21 protein-coding genes are annotated in these 17,910 nt (G+C 65.8%); 13 read left to right on the top strand and 8 right to left on the bottom strand.

Annotation, left to right across the window (positions count from 1 at the left end; translation table 11 throughout):
• Window positions 1-74: 74 nt before the first annotated feature.
• The gene (locus tag ACQP0C_RS35725) at window positions 75-1,715 is read right to left on the bottom strand and encodes an acyl-CoA carboxylase subunit beta (protein ID WP_433727304.1); all 1,641 of its coding nucleotides are present in this window, start codon (window positions 1,713-1,715) and stop codon (window positions 75-77) included.
• A 315-nt stretch (window positions 1,716-2,030) separates the two neighbouring features.
• Between ACQP0C_RS35725 and ACQP0C_RS35720 the strand changes: the two genes are divergently transcribed.
• Window positions 2,031-2,213: a hypothetical protein gene (locus ACQP0C_RS35720; RefSeq protein WP_433727302.1), complete on the top strand. Its 183-nt coding sequence runs from the start codon at window positions 2,031-2,033 to the stop codon at window positions 2,211-2,213.
• An 81-nt stretch (window positions 2,214-2,294) separates the two neighbouring features.
• Window positions 2,295-3,095, top strand: coding sequence for a biotin--[acetyl-CoA-carboxylase] ligase (locus tag ACQP0C_RS35715; protein WP_433727300.1), 801 nt, complete (start codon window positions 2,295-2,297; stop codon window positions 3,093-3,095).
• A gap of 111 nt (window positions 3,096-3,206) precedes the next feature.
• On the opposite strand, the gene ACQP0C_RS35710 is transcribed toward ACQP0C_RS35715, so the two are convergent.
• On the bottom strand, window positions 3,207-4,166 hold the full coding sequence (locus ACQP0C_RS35710) for an acyl-ACP desaturase (protein ID WP_433727298.1): 960 nt from the start codon (window positions 4,164-4,166) through the stop codon (window positions 3,207-3,209).
• A 285-nt stretch (window positions 4,167-4,451) separates the two neighbouring features.
• On the opposite strand from ACQP0C_RS35710, the gene ACQP0C_RS35705 reads away from it, so the two are divergent.
• Genes ACQP0C_RS35705 through ACQP0C_RS35695 form a run of 3 tightly spaced genes read left to right on the top strand, consistent with a single transcriptional unit; the run spans window position 4,452 to window position 6,973 of the window.
• Window positions 4,452-4,964 carry a PH domain-containing protein gene (locus tag ACQP0C_RS35705; protein WP_433727296.1) on the top strand — a complete coding sequence of 171 codons (513 nt, stop codon included), beginning with the start codon at window positions 4,452-4,454 and terminating at the stop codon, window positions 4,962-4,964.
• Entirely contained in the window at window positions 4,961-5,638 is a 678-nt protein-coding gene (locus tag ACQP0C_RS35700; RefSeq protein ID WP_433727294.1) for a response regulator transcription factor, read from the top strand. Before ACQP0C_RS35705 ends, ACQP0C_RS35700 begins: the two co-directional genes overlap by 4 nt.
• An 18-nt stretch (window positions 5,639-5,656) precedes the next feature.
• On the top strand, window positions 5,657-6,973 hold the full coding sequence (locus tag ACQP0C_RS35695) for a sensor histidine kinase (protein ID WP_433727292.1): 1,317 nt from the start codon (window positions 5,657-5,659) through the stop codon (window positions 6,971-6,973).
• On the opposite strand, the gene ACQP0C_RS35690 is transcribed toward ACQP0C_RS35695, so the two are convergent.
• Window positions 6,970-7,512, bottom strand: coding sequence for a GtrA family protein (locus ACQP0C_RS35690; protein WP_433680727.1), 543 nt, complete (start codon window positions 7,510-7,512; stop codon window positions 6,970-6,972). The genes ACQP0C_RS35695 and ACQP0C_RS35690 overlap by 4 nt on opposite strands.
• 90 nt (window positions 7,513-7,602) lie before the next feature.
• Here ACQP0C_RS35690 and ACQP0C_RS35685 point away from each other — a divergent pair, with 90 nt between their 5' ends.
• The 6 genes from ACQP0C_RS35685 (at window position 7,603) to ACQP0C_RS35660 (ending at window position 12,569) form a co-directional block, all read left to right on the top strand.
• Window positions 7,603-8,778: a 5-(carboxyamino)imidazole ribonucleotide synthase gene (locus ACQP0C_RS35685; RefSeq protein ID WP_433727290.1), complete on the top strand. Its 1,176-nt coding sequence runs from the start codon at window positions 7,603-7,605 to the stop codon at window positions 8,776-8,778.
• On the top strand, window positions 8,762-9,271 hold the full coding sequence (gene purE, locus ACQP0C_RS35680) for a 5-(carboxyamino)imidazole ribonucleotide mutase (protein ID WP_433734746.1): 510 nt from the start codon (window positions 8,762-8,764) through the stop codon (window positions 9,269-9,271). The genes ACQP0C_RS35685 and purE overlap by 17 nt, the downstream gene beginning before the upstream one ends.
• Before the next feature lie 122 nt (window positions 9,272-9,393).
• A complete protein-coding gene (locus ACQP0C_RS35675; RefSeq protein ID WP_433734745.1) occupies window positions 9,394-10,077 on the top strand; it encodes a TetR family transcriptional regulator in 684 nt (227 codons plus the stop codon).
• A gap of 158 nt (window positions 10,078-10,235) precedes the next feature.
• Entirely contained in the window at window positions 10,236-11,396 is a 1,161-nt protein-coding gene (locus ACQP0C_RS35670; protein WP_433727288.1) for an acyl-CoA dehydrogenase, read from the top strand.
• 38 nt (window positions 11,397-11,434) lie between these two features.
• Window positions 11,435-11,599 (top strand): hypothetical protein, encoded by a 165-nt coding sequence (locus tag ACQP0C_RS35665; RefSeq protein WP_433727286.1) that lies wholly within the window; start codon window positions 11,435-11,437, stop codon window positions 11,597-11,599.
• Between the two features lie 307 nt (window positions 11,600-11,906).
• On the top strand, window positions 11,907-12,569 hold the full coding sequence (locus tag ACQP0C_RS35660; protein ID WP_433727284.1) for a DUF6875 domain-containing protein: 663 nt from the start codon (window positions 11,907-11,909) through the stop codon (window positions 12,567-12,569).
• Window positions 12,570-12,729: 160 nt separating this feature from the next.
• On the opposite strand, the gene ACQP0C_RS35655 is transcribed toward ACQP0C_RS35660, so the two are convergent.
• Both ACQP0C_RS35655 and ACQP0C_RS35650 read right to left on the bottom strand, forming a co-directional pair.
• Entirely contained in the window at window positions 12,730-13,014 is a 285-nt protein-coding gene (locus ACQP0C_RS35655) for a GNAT family N-acetyltransferase (RefSeq protein WP_433727282.1), read from the bottom strand.
• Window positions 13,015-13,049: 35 nt separating this feature from the next.
• Window positions 13,050-14,408 carry an FAD-binding oxidoreductase gene (locus ACQP0C_RS35650; protein ID WP_433727280.1) on the bottom strand — a complete coding sequence of 453 codons (1,359 nt, stop codon included), beginning with the start codon at window positions 14,406-14,408 and terminating at the stop codon, window positions 13,050-13,052.
• A gap of 223 nt (window positions 14,409-14,631) precedes the next feature.
• On the opposite strand from ACQP0C_RS35650, the gene ACQP0C_RS35645 reads away from it, so the two are divergent.
• Together ACQP0C_RS35645 and ACQP0C_RS35640 are read left to right on the top strand one after the other, a co-directional pair.
• A complete protein-coding gene (locus tag ACQP0C_RS35645; RefSeq protein ID WP_433727278.1) occupies window positions 14,632-14,943 on the top strand; it encodes a hypothetical protein in 312 nt (103 codons plus the stop codon).
• Between the two features lie 119 nt (window positions 14,944-15,062).
• Window positions 15,063-15,566, top strand: coding sequence for a GtrA family protein (locus ACQP0C_RS35640; protein ID WP_433727276.1), 504 nt, complete (start codon window positions 15,063-15,065; stop codon window positions 15,564-15,566).
• Between the two features lie 25 nt (window positions 15,567-15,591).
• On the opposite strand, the gene ACQP0C_RS35635 is transcribed toward ACQP0C_RS35640, so the two are convergent.
• From ACQP0C_RS35635 to ACQP0C_RS35625, 3 genes are read right to left on the bottom strand one after another with little or no spacing between them, the layout of a single operon-like run.
• On the bottom strand, window positions 15,592-16,230 hold the full coding sequence (locus ACQP0C_RS35635; RefSeq protein WP_433734744.1) for a Type 1 glutamine amidotransferase-like domain-containing protein: 639 nt from the start codon (window positions 16,228-16,230) through the stop codon (window positions 15,592-15,594).
• A gap of 6 nt (window positions 16,231-16,236) precedes the next feature.
• On the bottom strand, window positions 16,237-17,076 hold the full coding sequence (locus ACQP0C_RS35630; RefSeq protein WP_433727273.1) for a maleylpyruvate isomerase family mycothiol-dependent enzyme: 840 nt from the start codon (window positions 17,074-17,076) through the stop codon (window positions 16,237-16,239).
• The gene (locus ACQP0C_RS35625; RefSeq protein ID WP_433727271.1) at window positions 17,073-17,570 is read right to left on the bottom strand and encodes an HIT family protein; all 498 of its coding nucleotides are present in this window, start codon (window positions 17,568-17,570) and stop codon (window positions 17,073-17,075) included. The genes ACQP0C_RS35630 and ACQP0C_RS35625 overlap by 4 nt, the downstream gene beginning before the upstream one ends.
• Between the last annotated feature and the right edge of the window lie 340 nt (window positions 17,571-17,910).

The following is a 17,910-nucleotide window of genomic DNA, read 5'->3' as shown; positions in this document are numbered from 1 at the left end:
GCGACCATCATCGTCGAATTCACTCATTGTGTCTCTACAACCAGTGTGCGCGGCCCATCGAGGCTATCGCTTGATCACAGCGGAATGTTGCCGTGCTTCTTCGGTGGCAGGGACACCATCTTGCGCTCGAGCAGACGCAGTGCCGAGACGATCTGGCCACGGGTGTGCGAGGGCGGAATGACCGCGTCCACATAGCCGCGCTCGGCGGCGACGTAGGGGTTCACCAGGGTGTCCTCGTACTCGTTCTGCAGCTCGAGACGCAGCGCATCCACATCGTTTCCGCTCTTGGCGGCCTCTTGCAGCTGCTTGCGGTAGACGAAGCCGACCGCGCCCGAGGCGCCCATGACGGCGATCTGGGCGGTCGGCCATGCCAGGTTCACATCGGCGCCCATGTGCTTGGAACCCATGACGTCGTAGGCGCCGCCGTAGGCCTTGCGGGTGATGATGGTGATTTTGCCCACAGTGGCCTCACCGTAGGCGTAGAGCAGCTTCGCGCCGCGTCGGATGATGCCGTTGTATTCCTGGCCGGTGCCGGGCAGGAAGCCCGGGACGTCCACCAGGGTGATGATCGGGACATTGAAGGCGTCGCAGGTGCGCACGAAGCGCGCGGCCTTCTCCGAGGCGTCGATATCGAGGCAGCCCGCGAACTGGGTGGGCTGGTTGGCGACGATGCCGACGCTGCGGCCGTCGATCCGGCCGAAGCCGACGATGATGTTCATCGCGCGCTCGGCCTGCACCTCGAGGAATTCGTCGTCATCGAGCAGGCGACGGATGATCTCGTGCATGTCATAGGGCTGGTTCGGCGAATCCGGGATGATCGTGTCCAGCTCGAGGTCTTCCTCGGTGAGCGAATCCTCGATGGCGCCGGTGATCGGGTCGGTGGCCGGGAAGCGCGGTGCCTCGGCGCGGTTATTGCTCGGCAGGTAGCTCAGCAGGTCCTTGACGTAGTCGAGGGCGTCCTGCTCACCGGAGGCGACATAGTGCGCGACACCGGACTTCGTCATATGCGTGTGCGCGCCACCCAGGTCCTCCATGGTGACGTCCTCGCCGGTGACCGTCTTGATGACATCCGGGCCGGTGACGAACATCTGGCTGGTGCCATCGACCATGACGACGAAGTCGGTCAGCGCGGGGGAGTAGACGTGGCCGCCGGCGGCCGGGCCCATGATCAGCGAGATCTGCGGGATCACGCCGGAGGCCTGGATGTTGCGGTGGAAGATCTCGCCGTAGAGGCCGAGCGAGACGACGCCCTCCTGGATGCGCGCGCCCGCGCCCTCGTTGATGCCGATCAGCGGGCGGCCGGTCTTGAGCGCCAGATCCATCACCTTGACGATCTTCTCGCCGTAGACCTCGCCGAGGCTGCCGCCGAAGACCGTGACGTCCTGGCTGAAGATGCACACGTCGCGACCGTCGATGGTGCCGTAGCCGGTCACCACACCGTCGCCGAGCGGCCGGTTGTTCTCCAGGCCGAAGTTCACGCTGCGGTGGCGGGCCAGCGCGTCGAGTTCGACGAAGGAGCCCTCGTCCAGCAGTGCGAGGATGCGCTCGCGGGCGGTCATCTTGCCCTTGGCGTGTACCTTGTCCACCGCGGCCTCACCCATGGGGTGCTGCGCTTCGTCCAGCCGATTACGCAGGTCAGCCAGCTTCCCAGCGGTGGTGTGGATATCGGGGGCGCCCGCCGATTCCGATGCGGGCTGCTGCTGGACACTCGTCATGGCTCCGGAGTGTAACCAGTGCCAGTGCTTCGCTCTAACCGAGTGCCGTTTACCGGTGAGTAGAAAACCCCAGCTAGATCATGTTCCGGTACGCGAATGACCGCAAACTTCCTGGTTGACTACCGAACCGAGACGGGGCTCGTGCGATATCCGGCGCCGCGAAAATCGGTGGCGGGTCGTTGTCGTGCCCAGATAGCCTGGGGGCGTCAGTAATTCGACCGAGGGGAGGTCCGAGAAATGTTCGATCGGAGGCGAGCGCTCACCGCGCGCATGGCGACCTGAGCCGTACTGAACTGACCGAGGGGAGGGAAAATCATGTGGGAGTGGAGTCGAAGGACCGCCGAATACGCGTCGGCGGCGTCCTGGACCAGCTGGCAGACCGTGCGCACCGAACCGACAGTGGTCGAGCCGGAGCACTGGGCCGAGGCCAGCGAGTCCGCCACGGCGGAGGAGAGCTCCGCCATGGCGGAGTCCGTCGAATACGACCTCTGCGGATAGCTCCGACCCGCACGACCTGCCGCGATAGCGATGGCGTCGACCTACCGCGGCGGGTCGGTGCGCACCGAGTAACCTGCCGGTGTGCACAGGCCACCATTGGATGCAGAGCAGTTGCGGCGCAGCCTCATCGAGTCACCCGAGCTGTCGTTCTTCTCTCACATCGATGTGGTGGAGTCGACCGGGTCCACCAACGCGGATCTGATCGCCCGGGCCGGGGACGCCGACGCCGATCGTGCGGTTCTGCTCGCGGAAACCCAAGAGCAGGGCCGAGGGCGGCATGCCAGGACCTGGATCAGCCCGCCGCGCGCACAGATAGCGATGTCGCTGTTGGTGCGGCTGCACGGTATCGAGCCGTCCGCGCTCGGTTGGCTGCCGTTGCTCACCGGCGTCGCGGTGGTGGACGCACTGCGCGCAACCGCCGGTGTGGACGCGAATCTGAAGTGGCCCAACGATGTGCTGATCGATGGCCGCAAAGTCGCGGGCATCCTGGCCGAAGTCGCCTCCGGTGGTGGGGCGCCCGCCATTGTCGTCGGGGTCGGCCTGAACGTCGGCCTCACCGAGGCGGAACTGCCGGTGCCGCATGCCACTTCGCTCGCGCTCGCGGGTGCGAAGGTCACCGACCGCACCGAGCTCGTGCGGTCACTGCTGGCCGAATTCGCCCGCCGCTTCACCGCGTGGCGCGACGCCGGTTGGGCTACCACCGACCTGATCGGCGGCTACCGCGACCGGTGCGCCACCCTCGGCGCACTCGTGCGCGCCGAATTGCCGGGCGGCCAGACCATCGAGGGCATTGCCACCGACATCGACACCGCAGGCCGCCTCCTGATCGGCGACCACGCCGTGTCCGCGGCCGATGTCACCCATTTGCGCGCCGACTACTGAACCGCACCACCTGAGATCCGCACCCTTGTGAAGAGGGCGGATCCCGACGGGTGTGCGGCTGATTGGGCGGGACCTGTTGCGGGGCACCGACTTTCGGGTCGAGTGTTCGAGTCAGACGGGCTGCATGATGCCGCGTGCCGCTTCCCTGGCGAGCAAGCGGTCGCGCTGTTCTTCGAACTTGAGCACGTCCTTCTCCAGCTTCTCCAGGAATGTGGCGAGTTCCTCGCGGGCCTGCTCGCCGCGCGGGCCGAAGTCGGTGCGGTCGAAGATGTTCCACTTCTTGAGCACCGGCTGCACCACCTCTTCGAGGTGTTGGCGCAGGTCGTAGATGCCGTGTTTGGCCATCAGTGCGCCGTTGCGGCGGAAGTTCGGCATTCCGAAGCCGGGCATGACGAAATTGGTGAGGATCGTGGTGATCGCGGCCATGGCCTGGTCGGGTACCAGGTCCAAGCCCGCGCCGCACATATTGCGGTAGAAGATCATGTGCAGGTTTTCGTCGGCGGCGATGCGCTGCAGCATGCGGTCGGCGATGGCGTCATCGCAGACCCTGCCGGTATTGCGGTGGCTGACCCGGGTGGCCAGCTCCTGGAATGTCACGTACGCGACGTTCACCAGGAATCCGCCCCAGCCCCAGCCATCGGGCGAGGGCACGCCGCGGGTCATATGGATCATGCGGTCCTGTTCGAGCGCGACCGGATCGACGCCGCGGGTGACCACGAGGTAGTCGCGTATGACGATGCCGTGCCGGTTCTCCTCGGCCGTCCAGCGCCCGACCCAGCTGCCCCAGGCGCCGTCCTGGGAGAAGTGCTCGGCGATCAGTCGGTGGTAGGAGGGCAGATTGTCCTCGGTGAGCAGATTGGTGATCATGGCGGCCTTGGCGACCTCGTTCAGTTTGGACTGCTCCGGTGCCCAGTCCACACCGCCCATCGCGGCGAAGTTGCGAGCCTCGTCCCACGGGACGTAGTCGTGCGGATGCCAGTCCTTGGCCAACGACAGGTGGCGGTTGAGATTCTGTTCGGCCACCGGTTCGAGTTCGGTCAGGATTTGCAGCTGGGTTAGATCCTTGGTCACACACGCCTCCACGGTTCGTTTATCGACGTCTTGTCAAGCCGGACTTGTCTTTTCACAGGCAGAGCGTTGAGCAGAACAAAACGAGAGCAAGTCGAACGGGCAGAGCCGAGCCCCGGCCGGGGTCGAGCGGCTGCCGTCGGGGCGGGGTTGGGTAGCGAAGCTGTGCCGAAACTCGAGCTGACTCGAGAAGGGCTCGAGCCGCCGACGGCGCGAGGTGACGATTGTGCAGCACGGCACGCGTCATTGTCCACGCTTTCGGGCGTGTTCTCGCGGTAGGGTTCCGTCATGGGTTATCCGGAGGAGGTGCTCGCCCCGGACGAGCAGTTGATACTCCATCGTCATCCGCATTGGAAAATGCTGTTCTGGCCGATCGTGACGCTCATCGTCGCGACCGCGCTCGCCGGATTCGCCGGGGGGTTCATCTCGCGCAAGGCCGAGGGCACGAGTCGTTCGGTACTGCTGATCGTAGTGCTCGTGGTTTGGCTCGGCATCCTCGTATGGCGTTGTGCCGCACCGGTTATCAGCTGGAAGTCGACGCATTTCATCGTGACCGACCGCCGGGTGCTGATCCGTCAGGGCGTGCTCACCCACACCGGCATCGATATCCCGATGAGCCGGATTTCGAGTGTGCAGTTCCGCCACGGTCTGTTCGACCGGCTGCTCGGCACCGGCACCCTGATCATCGGTTCGTCTTCGGAGGAACCGCTCGAATACGACGACATTCCGCAGGTGCAGCAGGTGCACGCCCTGCTGTACCACCAGGTATTCGAACAGTCGCGCGATAATCTGGGTCAATGACCGCCGTACTACTGGCCGAAGACGATGAGGCCATCGCCGCACCGCTCTCGCGTGCGCTGGGGCGTGAGGGCTATTCGGTCACTGTCGAGCGTTTCGGGCCCGCGGTGCTGAAGCGGGCGCTCGAGGGCGATCACGATCTGCTCATTCTCGATCTCGGTCTGCCCGGAATGGACGGACTCGAGGTATGCCGTCAGGTCCGTGCCCGTGGCGCCGACCTGGCCGTGCTAATGCTCACCGCGCGCACCGACGAGGTGGACTTCGTCGTCGGCTTGGACGCGGGCGCCGACGACTATGTCGGCAAACCGTTCCGGCTGGCCGAATTGCTCGCGCGGGTGCGAGCGCTGTTGCGACGCAGTGGAATCGGCGACGAGGCCGTCGAGGTCGGCGGCATCCGGCTGGAGCCGGCGGCGCGTCGAGTGCTGGTCAACGGCGTCGAGGTCGGTTTGGCCAATAAGGAATACGAGTTGCTCAAGGTGCTGATCGATCGGGCGGGCCAGGTGGTCGCGCGCGAGACGATTCTGCGCGAAGTATGGGGCGACGCCGAGCTACGCGGTTCCAAGACCTTGGATATGCACATGTCCTGGCTGCGCCGCAAGATCGGCGACGAGGGCCCGATGGCGGAGCGGCGCATTGTCACCGTGCGCGGGGTCGGCTTCCGTTTGAACACCGACTGATGGTGTGGCGCAGCTGATATGAGACGCAGAATTCTGCGATCGATCCTCACCGTGCTGACCATCACCACGGTGGTGCTCGGGGTTCCGCTGATCTATACCGCGTGGCTGTGGGTCGAGGACATCACCCGCAACGACCTGGAGAACCGGCTGGAGCGGATCGCCGCCGAGATCATCGCCCAGGAACACGGTGAGGGTATGGTGCTCGGCGAGCTCGACACCCGTTTGGTGCGGCCGCTGATCCCCAAGGACGGCAAGCTGACCATCATCTATCCGGCGCCGCAGGACAATGCGTCCCGGCTCGATATCGGCGCGGAAGAGATCGAAAACCCACTGGTCGAATCGCTGTCCATGGGCACAAAGGGGTCGCTGCGCTTGGAGATCCCGTCCGGACCCATGCATGTGATGCAGATCCAGGCCGTCGCGGTGGTGGCCTTCGCGGTGCTCGCCTCGCTCGGCGCGGCGGTGTCGGTGGCGATGATCACCGCGCGTCGCGTCGCCGATCCGCTGCGTGATGTGGCGGCCAGGGCGGCACGGCTGGCGATGGGCGACTTCCGGCCGGATCCGCGTCGGCACGGTATCTCCGAACTGGACCGGGTCTCCGATGTGCTCGATTCGGCGACCGTCGAGATCGCCGGGCGGCTGCAGCGCGAGCACGCACTGGTCGCCGACGTTTCGCATCAGCTGCGCAGCCGCCTGACCGCGGTGCGCCTACGGCTGGACGAGCTGTCCGCGCACTCCGACCCGGCCGTCGTGCACGAGGCCGAGGAGGCGATGGCGCAGGTCGATCGACTCACCGACGCCATCGATGATCTGGTCCGCGCCTCGCGCGACGAGGATGCCGCCGACCGCGATCCGGTGCCGGTGATGGATGAATTGCGCGGCGTCGTCGAGGAGTGGTCGCATCCGTTCACCGAGGCGGGCCGCACCCTGCGACTGATCGGTGACGAATCCCTGCGCGCCCCGATCACCGGATCCCGCCTGCGCGAATCACTGGCCGTCCTGGTCGACAATGCGCTGATGCACGGCGGCGGCACCTGCACGGTGTCGGTGCGCACCGTGCGCACGGTCAGCGATCGCGAGCCGCTGGTGGTGGTCGAGGTGGCCGATGAGGGCGATGGTGTGCGTGACGAACTCGCGCCGCACATCTTCGATCGCGGCTTCTCGGCGGGTGGATCCACCGGTGTCGGGCTGGCCCTGGCCAGGGCGCTCGTCGAGGCCGATGGTGGACGGCTGGAGTTGCAGCGGCGCAGGCCCGCGCTGTTCGCGATGTTCCTCGGATCCAGTGCGTCGCCGCCGCGCACGTCCAATGGCGCGCAGGTGCCGGAGCCGCGCTAGCTGTGGCCGAGCTGCTCTTCCTCGAGCATCTCTTCGATTTCCTCGACGAGCTCACTGATCTCGTCCGGGAACACCCAGCGGCGCATCGCCCAGAAGCGGAAGGCCATCTGCAGCAGATTGCCGATGATGAAGGCGCTGATGAAGTCCGCGATGTTCTCGACGGTGAAGCTCACATCGGGTTGGCGCAGGTCGAAGACGTAGCTGGAGATCCAGAGCGGAATGAAGCTCAGCACCACCCCGACACCGCTGACACCGAAGAACAGCAGCGCCTCGTGATGCTTCTCGCGTCCGCCGCGGTTCTTGAACGACCACTCGCGGTTGAGGATGTAGGAGCAGATGACCGCGATCACCCCGGAGATGATCTTCGCGGTGACCGGCTTGGTCTCCAGCACGGTCCACTTGAGCACGTAGAAGATGCCCGAGTCGATGATGAAGGTGGTGGCGCCGACGATGGCGAATTTGATCAGCTCGTGGTGGCGGTACGCGATCTCCCGCAGCGGTTTGGGGAGGACGTTGACCACGTCGTCGACGAATGACACAAGGCCCGAGTGTACCGGTACGAATCCCGGCCCTCGGACATGACAAGATTGCACGACGTGAGTGCCCACCGTTCGTTCGATCCTGCCGCCATGCCCACCGTCACCATGATCGGTGGTGGTCAGCTTGCGCGCATGACGCACCAGGCCGCCATCGCCCTGGGCCAGCGGCTACGGGTGCTCGCCGAGCGTCCGGACGACCCGGCCGCCCAGGTGAGCCCCGAGGTGGTGCTCGGCAGTCACACCGATCTGGCCGCGCTGCGCAAGGCCGCCGTCGGCTCGCACGCGCTCACCTTCGACCACGAGCATGTGCCGACCGAATATCTGGAGGCACTGGTCGCCGAGGGCGTGAATGTGCAGCCGCCGCCGCGCGCACTGGTCTTCGCGCAGGACAAACTCGCCATGCGGACCAAGCTGTCCGAACTCGGACTGCCGGTACCCGCGTTCATCCCGGTCACCTCGGTGGCCGATGCGGTGCGGTTCGGTACCGAGCACGACTGGCGGGTGGTGCTGAAGGCGGTGCGCGGCGGTTACGACGGGCGCGGTGTCTGGATGCCGGAGTCGGCGGCCGAGGCCGAGACGATCGTGGCCGACCAGCTCGCGCACGGTGTGCAACTGCTCGCCGAGGCCAAGGTGGACCTGAAGCGCGAACTGTCGGCGATGGTGGCCCGTTCGCCGTTCGGTCAGGCCGCGACCTGGCCGGTGGTCGAGACGGTGCAGCGCAACGGCCAGTGCGCCGTGGTGATCGCGCCGGCGCCGGACCTGAGCGACGAACTGGCCACGCGGGCCGAAACGCTCGCGCTGAACCTGGCCAGCGAACTCGGCGTCGTCGGCGCGATGGCGGTCGAGCTCTTCGAAACCACTGACGGCGCGATCCTGATCAATGAACTGGCCATGCGGCCGCACAACTCCGGGCACTGGGGCATGGACGGCGCGTGCACCGGCCAGTTCGAACAGCATCTGCGCGCGGTACTCGACTATCCGCTCGGTGATACCCGTCCGCTGGCACCGGTCACCGTGATGGCCAATATCCTCGGTGCGCCCGAGGCGCCGACCATGTCGATGGACGAGCGGCTGCACCACCTGTTCGCCAGAATGCCGCAGGCGAAGGTGCATCTCTACGGCAAGAGCGAACGCCAGGATCGCAAGATCGGGCATATCAACGTGCTCGGCGACAATGTCGCCGTGGTGCGCGAGCAGGCCGAGCGCGCGGCGCATTGGATGTCGCACGCGATGTGGACCGACGGATGGGATCCCCACGGTGAGTAATGCGCAAGTTGGCCTGATCATGGGCAGCGACTCCGACTGGCCGACCATGGAGGCCGCCGCGGTGGCCTTGGCGGAGTTCGACATTCGGTTCGAGGTCGGCGTCGTCTCGGCCCACCGCACCCCCCAGCGCATGCTCGACTACGCGCGCGAAGCGGCGGGCCGCGGCCTGCGGGTCATCATCGCGGGCGCGGGCGGCGCGGCCCACCTGCCCGGTATGGTCGCCTCCGCCACCGCGCTCCCCGTCATCGGCGTGCCCGTTCCCCTCAAATACCTCGACGGCATGGACTCGCTGCTGTCCATCGTGCAAATGCCCGCGGGCGTGCCGGTCGCCACCGTCTCCATCGGCGGCGCCCGCAATGCGGGCCTACTCGCCGTGCGTATCCTCGCCGCCCACGACCCCGCCCTGCGCAGTCGCATGGAACAGTTCCAGGCCGGTCTCGAAACAATGGTCCTGGAAAAGGACCAGGCCCTGCGCACCAAACTCCTCGGCTGACCGAGCCGCCCGCCCGGAGCACGGTGACCGATTCGGTAATGCATTCCGACCAGTCGAAATGTCGCTGGCCTCGAGCAGGTCGACCACATGCGCTCGGCGGGGCTCAGTACGGTGATCGGGTGGTGACTGGTGAGAGTGGGCGGCCGCGCAATGGCGACGATACGGCTCGGTTTCGGCTGACGGTCGTGGATCAGGCACTGCGGTTGTTCGCCGAGCAGGGGTATGAGTCGACCTCGGTGGATGAGATCGCGGAGGCGGCGGGGATTTCGCGGCGGACGTTCTTTCGGCAGTTCCGGTCCAAGGAAGACGTGATCTTCGCCGATCACGAATCGCAGTTGGTGCAGGCGGCGCAGTTCTTGGCGGCGGCGCAGGGTGATCCGTGGGAGGCGGTCTGTGCCGCGGTGGTGCAGGTATTCGAGCGGTTCACGCAGTGGCGCGAGATCGCCGAGCGGCGTTATCGGGTGGTGCGGCGGGTGCCGGCGCTGCGCGAGCGCGAGATCGTGACCGTATTCCGGTACGAGCGGCTGTTCACCGACTATCTGCGTGAGCGGCTGCCCGAGGTGCCGGATCTGGCGCGGGTGCAGTTCACGGCCGCGGTGACGGCCACGCACAACTACCTGTTGCGGCGCATGGTGCGTGGTGAATCGGATGCGGGTGCGGCGGATCTGCGGGGGGAGCTGGCGGCGATTCCGCGCGGTGGCGGGCGCGGGCCGGGCGCCGGGGAACTGGTGGTGGCGGTGTTCCCGCGGGATATGCCGCCGAGGCAGGTCGCCGATCTGGTGACCCGGCAGCTCGGCAATCTGTGACAGGAATCACAGTATGCACTATCTGACACTCAGTGCCATGATGTAACCGCACTTGACGCCCCATTCTGGACGTACACTGGTCAGAAGATGGCACTGAGTGCCGAATGCTGGATATCGACCCGGCACCATCACGACCGACAAACCAGGAGTGTGCCCCCATGGCGGGAAATCCGGACTTCAATCTGTTCCAGTTGGAGGACTTCCACGACGAACTTCGTGCGGCCATCCGCGGACTGGCGGAGAAGGAAATCGCTCCCTACGCCAAGGATGTCGACGGCAACTCCCGCTTCCCGGAGGAGGCGCTCAACGCGCTGACCGCCGCGGGCTTCAACGCGGTGCACGTGCCGGAGGCCTACGGCGGCCAGGGTGCGGACTCGGTCGCCACCTGCATCGTGATCGAAGAGGTTGCCCGCGTCTGCGGTTCGTCCTCGCTGATTCCGGCGGTCAACAAGCTCGGCACCATGGGTCTGATCCTCAACGGCTCCGAGGACCTCAAGCACAAGGTGCTGCCGGATGTCGTCAATGGCGAGATGGCCTCCTACGCGCTGTCCGAGCGTGAGGCGGGCTCGGATGCCGCCGGCATGCGCACCCGCGCCAAGCAGGACGGCGACGACTGGGTCATCAACGGCTCCAAGTGTTGGATCACCAACGGCGGCAAGTCCTCCTGGTACACCGTGATGGCGGTAACCGATGCGGATAAGGGCGCCAACGGCATTTCGGCGTTCATGGTGCACAAGGACGACGAGGGCTTCGTGGTCGGCCCGCTCGAGCACAAGCTCGGCATCAAGGGATCGCCCACCGCCGAACTGTATTTCGAGAACTGCCGGGTGCCGGGTGACCGCATCATCGGCGCGCCGGGCACCGGTTTCAAGACCGCGCTGCAGACCCTCGACCACACCCGCCCGACCATCGGCGCGCAGGCCGTCGGCATCGCGCAGGGCGCGCTGGACGCCGCGATCGCATATACCAAGGACCGCAAGCAGTTCGGCACCGCGATCGCCGACTTCCAGAACACCCAGTTCATGCTCGCCGATATGGCGATGAAGATCGAGGCCGCCCGTCTCATGGTCTACACCTCGGCCGCCCGCGCCGAGCGTGGCGAGAAGAACCTCGGGTTCATCTCCGCCGCCGCCAAGTGCTTCGCCTCGGATGTGGCCATGGAGGTCACCACCAACGCCGTGCAGCTCTTCGGCGGCGCGGGCTACACCACCGACTTCCCGGTGGAGCGGATGATGCGTGACGCGAAGATCACCCAGATCTACGAGGGCACCAACCAGATCCAGCGCGTCGTCATGTCGCGCGCGCTGCTGCGGGGCTGACAGCTCATACCGACCGGGTGTTTCCTACTCTGCCGAGTATGGAACACCCGGTCTTTTTTTATGCTCTCGAAACCCCCGATATTTCGGGGCACGATCTTGTGTGGAAATATTTCGAAGCCGTTCGGTTGTTTGATCGTGTTCATGCCGGCGGCGACTCGATACATGACATCGCAGATAAAAGTTGCGAAAGAGGTTCGGGCTGATCCGGCTGGCAGTCGCCGAAAATTGGCACAGATCCGCTGGCCTGCGATGCGCTGAACACGGTCTTCGGCGTTATGTCGGCTCCGGGCGGCGAAGCGTTACACTTTTTTGCACTACATTTCGTACGGAAGTTGCCCAAGGAATTCGGGTGCCTTGCTACCTATTTAACCAGCCGCAATAGGTGGATACTCGACTTCGTAAACAATACGAGGTGGGGTTATGACCAAGATCGTAATTGGACCGCGGTCGGGGATGAATTGGGTCCCGCTGTCCATGACCGAAATGCCATGTCCATTCACGAGAAACGCGATGGACGTGGTCCGAATGTGGGCCGAGGACCATTTGGCGGCCGATAACCAGGAGTTGGGCCGCGATGGACCGGTCTGTCCGTATGTCGCACCGTCCATGCGCCGCGACCTGATGTGGGTCGGGCGGATCCCCGGTGCGCGTCCGTGGCCGTCATTCGTTCGCCTGGTGCTTTCCGATGCGATGGAGCTGTACCGGACCCTGCCGCCCACCGAAGGTGGTGCGGCGGTACTGCGCACGCTGATCACGGTATTGCCGGATCTGCAGGACTACACCCTGATCGATGAGCTGCACGCGGAGCTCAAGGGTGCGTTCGTGGCACGCGGGGTCATGCTCGGTCAGTTCTATCCGGGTTGCGATCAGCCGGGGCTGTGGAACAAGGACTATCGACCGCTCGACGCGCCGATTCCGATGATCGTCGTGCGCAGCATGATGACCACGGACTTTCCCTTCCTGCTCGAACAGCCGGAGTGGATGTCGGCCTACGTCAAGAAGTTCGCGCCCGCATTGCCCGCGCACGTGCGCCACGTCGTGGTGAACAGGCTGATCGCGGCTCGGACCGCGGATGTCGAGGCGTATCAGCTCGAGCCGGAGGAGGTCGAGATCGAAGCGCTCGCACGGACCAATGGAAAACCGGTGTCCGCCGGACCACATCGAAGCGACTGATCCGGGCGGGCGGTCGGGCCGCGCGCGAGTTCGAATCCGGTGTGCTGCGGTTGATCGGCGATTCGATCATGGCGATGGGCCCGAAGCGCTCGCGGTGCCCGATTCTCGCCGACTACCTGCGCGCTGACCTTTTCGAGCGACCCGCGAGCGATCGCTACGGCTAGGCCACCAGATCCGAGTATTCGCGGTGCTCGGCGATGTACTTCTCGACATACCAGCAGGTCGGGATGATGGCGAAGCCCTCGGCGCGGGAATCGTTCAGCGCGTATTCGACCACCTGGGCGGCCACGCCTCGGCCACGGAACTCCGGGAAGGTCATGGTGTGGTGGAAGTCGCGGATCTTCTGATCGTCACGTTCGGCGTAGTCGGCGTATCCGGCGAGGGTGTCGTCGAGATAGATCTCGAACCGGGTGTCGGCGACATTGTGCTCGAGCCTGGTGGTCATGTTCGGGTGAAACTCCTTCGCGGCCGGGAATGTTCCTAGAGGATCGCGCCTGGGTTGAGGATGCCATGCGGGTCGAGCGAATCCTTGATGCGGCGAGTGAGTGCCATCACATCGGGGCCGAGCTGATCGGGCAGCCACGCTTTCTTCAATCGGCCGACCCCGTGTTCGCCGGTGATTGTGCCGCCGAGTTCGATGGCCAGATCCATGATCTCGCCGAAGGCGCGGTGTGCGCGCTCGGTCATCGCCGGGTCGGCGGGGTCGTGCACGATGAGCGGGTGGGTATTGCCGTCCCCGGCGTGTGCGATCACCGAGACCAGCACATCATTGCGGGCGCCGATGGCCGCGATCCCATTGACCAGATCGGCGAGCCGCGGCAGCGGCACACCGACATCCTCGAGCAGCAGCGGCCCGATCTTCTCCACCGCCGGGATGGCGAAACGCCGTGCGGCGGTGAAGGCCTCACCCTCCTCCGGATCCTCGGTGTGGAAAACCTCGGTGGCACCGGCCTTTTCGCAGATGCCGACCATGACTTCGGCTTCGTGCCCGGCGAATTCGCCGGGCGCGTCCGAGCGCGCGACCAGCAGCGCCGCCGCCTCGCGATCCAGACCCATCCGCATTTCGTCCTCGACCGCGTTGATCGCCACCGTGTCCATGAATTCGAGCATGGCGGGGCGCAGCGTCCCGGTGATGCCGAGGATGGCATCGGTGGCGGCGGTCAGCGTCGCGAAGCTCGCGACCACGGTGGACTGCGGTGGTTGCGCGGGCAGCAGCCGCAGGGTGAGTTCGGTGATGATCCCGAGCGTGCCCTCGCTGCCGACGAACAGCTTGGTCAGCGACAGGCCCGCAGAATCCTTCAGGCGCGGTCCGCCCAGCCGCACCACCGTGCCATCGGCGAGCGCCACCTCCATGCCGAGCACGTAATCGGTTGTCACGCCGTACTTCACACAGCACAGGCCGCCCGCATTGGTGGCGGCATTGCCGCCGATCGAGCACATCTCGAATGACGACGGGTCCGGCGGGTACCACAGACCGTATTCGGCCACTGCGCGTTTGACCTCCGCGTTGAGCAGGCCCGGCTGCACCACGGCGGTGCGGGTGACCGGATCGACCGTGATCGCGCGCATGCGTTCGGTGCTGAGCACGATGCCGCCGTCGACGGCCGTCGCACCGCCGGACAGCCCGGATCCGGCTCCGCGCGGCACCACCGCGACCCGGTGCTCATGCGCCCAGCGCAAGGTTGCCGCGACGTCATCGGTGCCGGTCGCACGAACCACCGCCAGCGGCGTGCCCGCATCGGGGTCGCGTGCCCAGTCCTGCCGATAGCCCGCCAACAGGTCGGGATCGGTGAGTACCACACCGTCGGGCAGGCGGGAGATCAGGTCATGCAGGTCCACACAACTCACGCTATACGGCGGGAAAGCCGGAGTGGACGCTCGACCCTAACAGTCGGGGCGCCGGTTCTCCCTGGAGGTTTGCTACAACGCGGAGACCGGCGGGATGTGGGGCGGTCCAGTGGTGCCGGACCGGTTCGACGGTAAGAATTCCGAAGCAAAGGCATCCTGCGGTATCGGGAGGGATGCCCCATCCAAGGTGCGCAGCGACACCAAGGGAGGTTTCATGCAGGTTGATTCGCCGGATTACCGCGAACTGGTCGCCGCCGTGTTCTCCTACGAATTCGTCGACGGCGATATCGATACCGACGCGCTGTGCCGCATTCACGCGGGCGACGTCAGCGAATGGATCACCGCACTGGATCGCTCCGGCATGTTCGGCAAGACCGCCATCGCGACCCTGTCCGACAAGTGGCAGCGCGAGCCTCGCATGCTCCTGGACGCCCTCCTGGAGGAAGTCGACGACGTCACCCGCCGCCGGTGGCTGGTCGCCTGGTCCGACATGGACCGTCGCGCCCCGCTCACCCAAATCGGCTGATCGAGGTCGGGTGCATGCCACGGCGGCAGCGTCGAGAGGCCGCCACCTGATCTTGTCGCGGCGGGCGCGGTTCGCTCGGTGATCACTTGGTGGACACCTGTCGCTGGCATGCTGGCGGCGTGACGAGCACTGAGGCCGTGGTGGCCGGCTTCTCTCGGTGGTGTGCGGCGGTGGTCGCTCGGCTGCCATGGGGGCTCGACCGGCTGGTCGCGCCGACCTTCCTCGGTTTCGCGCTGATCAATGGCTTCACCTTCGGCGTTGATCTGGCGCTGCTCACGGCGCTGCACGGCTGGTTGGGGCTGCCGGTGTGGCTCGCGGTGACCGTCGCCTATGTCTGCGCGTTCGGGCTCAGTTTCGTGCTCAACCGCACCTTCAACTTCCACTCCCACGCACCCGTCGGCAGACAGGCCGCGGTCTATGTGGTGGTGGTCATCATCAACTACCTCGCCTTCATCCTCGGCGTCGGCAGCGGGCTGACCGCGCTCGGCCTGGAATATCACCTCTCGCGCCTGCTCGCGGGGGCTTGTGAGGCCGTCTACATGTACAGCGCGATGCGCTGGGTGGTGTTCCGCGGCCGCGAGGCGGTGCGCCCGGAATCCGAACTCGCCCCTGACGCGTTGTGAGGTCCTGGCGTCGGCGGTGTAGCGATTACCGCAGGACTTCGGTTCGGTCGCCGTCCACCACGACGACGTCATTGTCGGTCAGCGCCCAGTGCGCGATGCCCTCGGCGCGGTAGCGGGCGGCCAGCCGTGCGGACGCGCCGTCCGGGTCGGTCGCGGAGTTCAGATGTGGCACGATCCGGTGGTCGACCAAACCCATTCCGTCCCACCGCGGTTCGATGCCGCAGGCGGGTGCGACCTCGGCGGGATCATCGGTCGATTCCAGGCCGTGCAGATCCGGTGTCAGCAGACAGGCGCCAGCGCTGTATCCGGCGTACACCAGCGCGTCGGCGGCGAGCAGTTTCGGTAATACGACATCGGCTCCGCTGCGAGCGAATTGGGCGCGCAGTACGAAGGTGTTGCCGCCGCGCACCCATACCAGCGGATATTCGGCCAGGGCCAGCTCCAAATCGGTTGTGCGCCCGATGAAATCGCGCAGGTCCAGCACTTCGGGGGCGTAGCCGAGTCGGCGCAGCGGGGTCACATCGCTGGTGACCGCGCTCGCCCAGGCCGCGGGCCAGGCGTCACATGCGTTGGGGATCACCGCGACTCGGCCCGGCTCGCCGACAAGTGCGGCGAGCCGGTCGTAGTGCGCACCGAATCGGTAGCTGGACAGGAACAGCCGCACCAAGACTCAGATGGTGAAGGCCAGATTGCGGACCAGACGGCTGCCGAGGTCCTGATCGCCGGAGATGGTGAACTCACCCGCGTGCGCCTCGGCCTCGGTGCGTCCGCCGCGCAGCCGGGCGAACAAGCCGGAGTCCATGCCGACCACCACGGTGGCGGGCGCGTCCAGGGTTTCGACGATATTGGCCCGGCCGTGCACCGCGACATGCAGAGTTCTCGGCAGCGCTCCGGTCAGCTCGAAGGTGATCCGGGAGCCATCTGGTGCCTGCGCACCCTTGGCCACCGCCCGGCCGATGCTGTTGGTGAGTTCGACGAAGGCCAGTTCGGCGCGCGGTCCGCCCTCGTCTACGGAAACGCCGAGTCCATCGGCGATATCGAGTTCGTGCATCCAGCAGTCGAACAGCCGAATCAGCATGAACCGGCTGTAGCTGATCTTGCCGATCGGCGATACGGTCTCGGCCTCCCATTCGGCATCACCCATACCGGCCAGCGCCGCGCGCCTGCGTTCGGTGACATCGGTGTACAGCGCCAGCAGCCGCCTACCCGACAGCGGCCGCAGGCGATCGACCCAGATCTCGTTGAGCACACCGGTTTCATTGCGCACATGCGGCAGCGTGGTGACATCGGTCTTGGGCCGGATCGGATCGTGTGCGGGCGGGCGCTCGCCGAGCAGCCACGATTCGGTGCCGACGACATGGGCGACCACATCGAACAACGACCACCCCGGCAGCGGAGACGGTGTGCGCCAACGTTCTTCGTCCAGATCGGCGACCAGGGCCGCGATCGCATCCCATTGATCCGAGAGCAGGTGGGCCAGCTCGCTCCGGTGCAGGGCGGGGGCGGTCATCCTTGTTGTCCTTCCTCATCTTGTTGACCAGCCCAGCGTCGTCCATGCTCGGCGGTTGTCTCGTCATCGTTGTCCAACGCCGATATTCCGGCCTGGATGGCCGCCGCGGTGGACTGCGGATCATGCGGACGTCGTAGCAGTAGTCCGGCGGCGAAGCTCAGTCTGTCGCCGTGTCGGCGCGGGATCACGTGCAGGTGGACATGCGCGACGGTCTGGAAGGCGGCGGTGCCGTCGTTGAGCACCAGGTTCGCGCCGTCGGCGGCCAGGCCGCTGCGCCGGATCGCCAGCGCGAGCCGATGTCCGGCACGGAAGATCTGGGCACCCAATTCGGCGTCCAGATCTTCCAGCTCGGTGGCGTGCCGTCTCGGGATGATCAGGGTGTGGCCGCGCGCGATGGGGCGAATGTCCAGGAAGGCGCACAGCGTGTCGTCCTCGTAGACCTTGGTCGCCGGGGCCTCGCCCGCCGCGATGCGGCAGAACACGCAGTCGTTCACATGGCCGACCATACGGCGTACGACTCATTGGCGACAGACTCCGGCATGATGCACATCACGCCACTCGAGTTTTGTGTCGCACTGACCAGGATTCATACCCGAGGGTTAGTAAGGGACTTCTCCGTTCGTTCTTGTGGCCGTTACCTGCGACGACAACTATCAAAACCGATAAAGCCCTGATCAACCGCATGCGCCGGAGGTAGCCGCCATGTCCGTCCCGATGTCGCGAATCCGACATACCGGCGGATTCCGGCCGCAACTTGTGACCGCCATCTCAGCTACGCTCACGGCGAGCCGGGTACAGTTGCGAGGATTTGGACGAACTTACTCCCTAGTAACA

Origin of the sequence: Nocardia sp. CA-129566 (assembly GCF_050956075.1) — a bacterium.
Classification (GTDB): domain Bacteria; phylum Actinomycetota; class Actinomycetes; order Mycobacteriales; family Mycobacteriaceae; genus Nocardia.
Note: the sequence above shows the minus strand (reverse complement) of the source record. Positions and strands in the feature narration are given on the sequence as shown.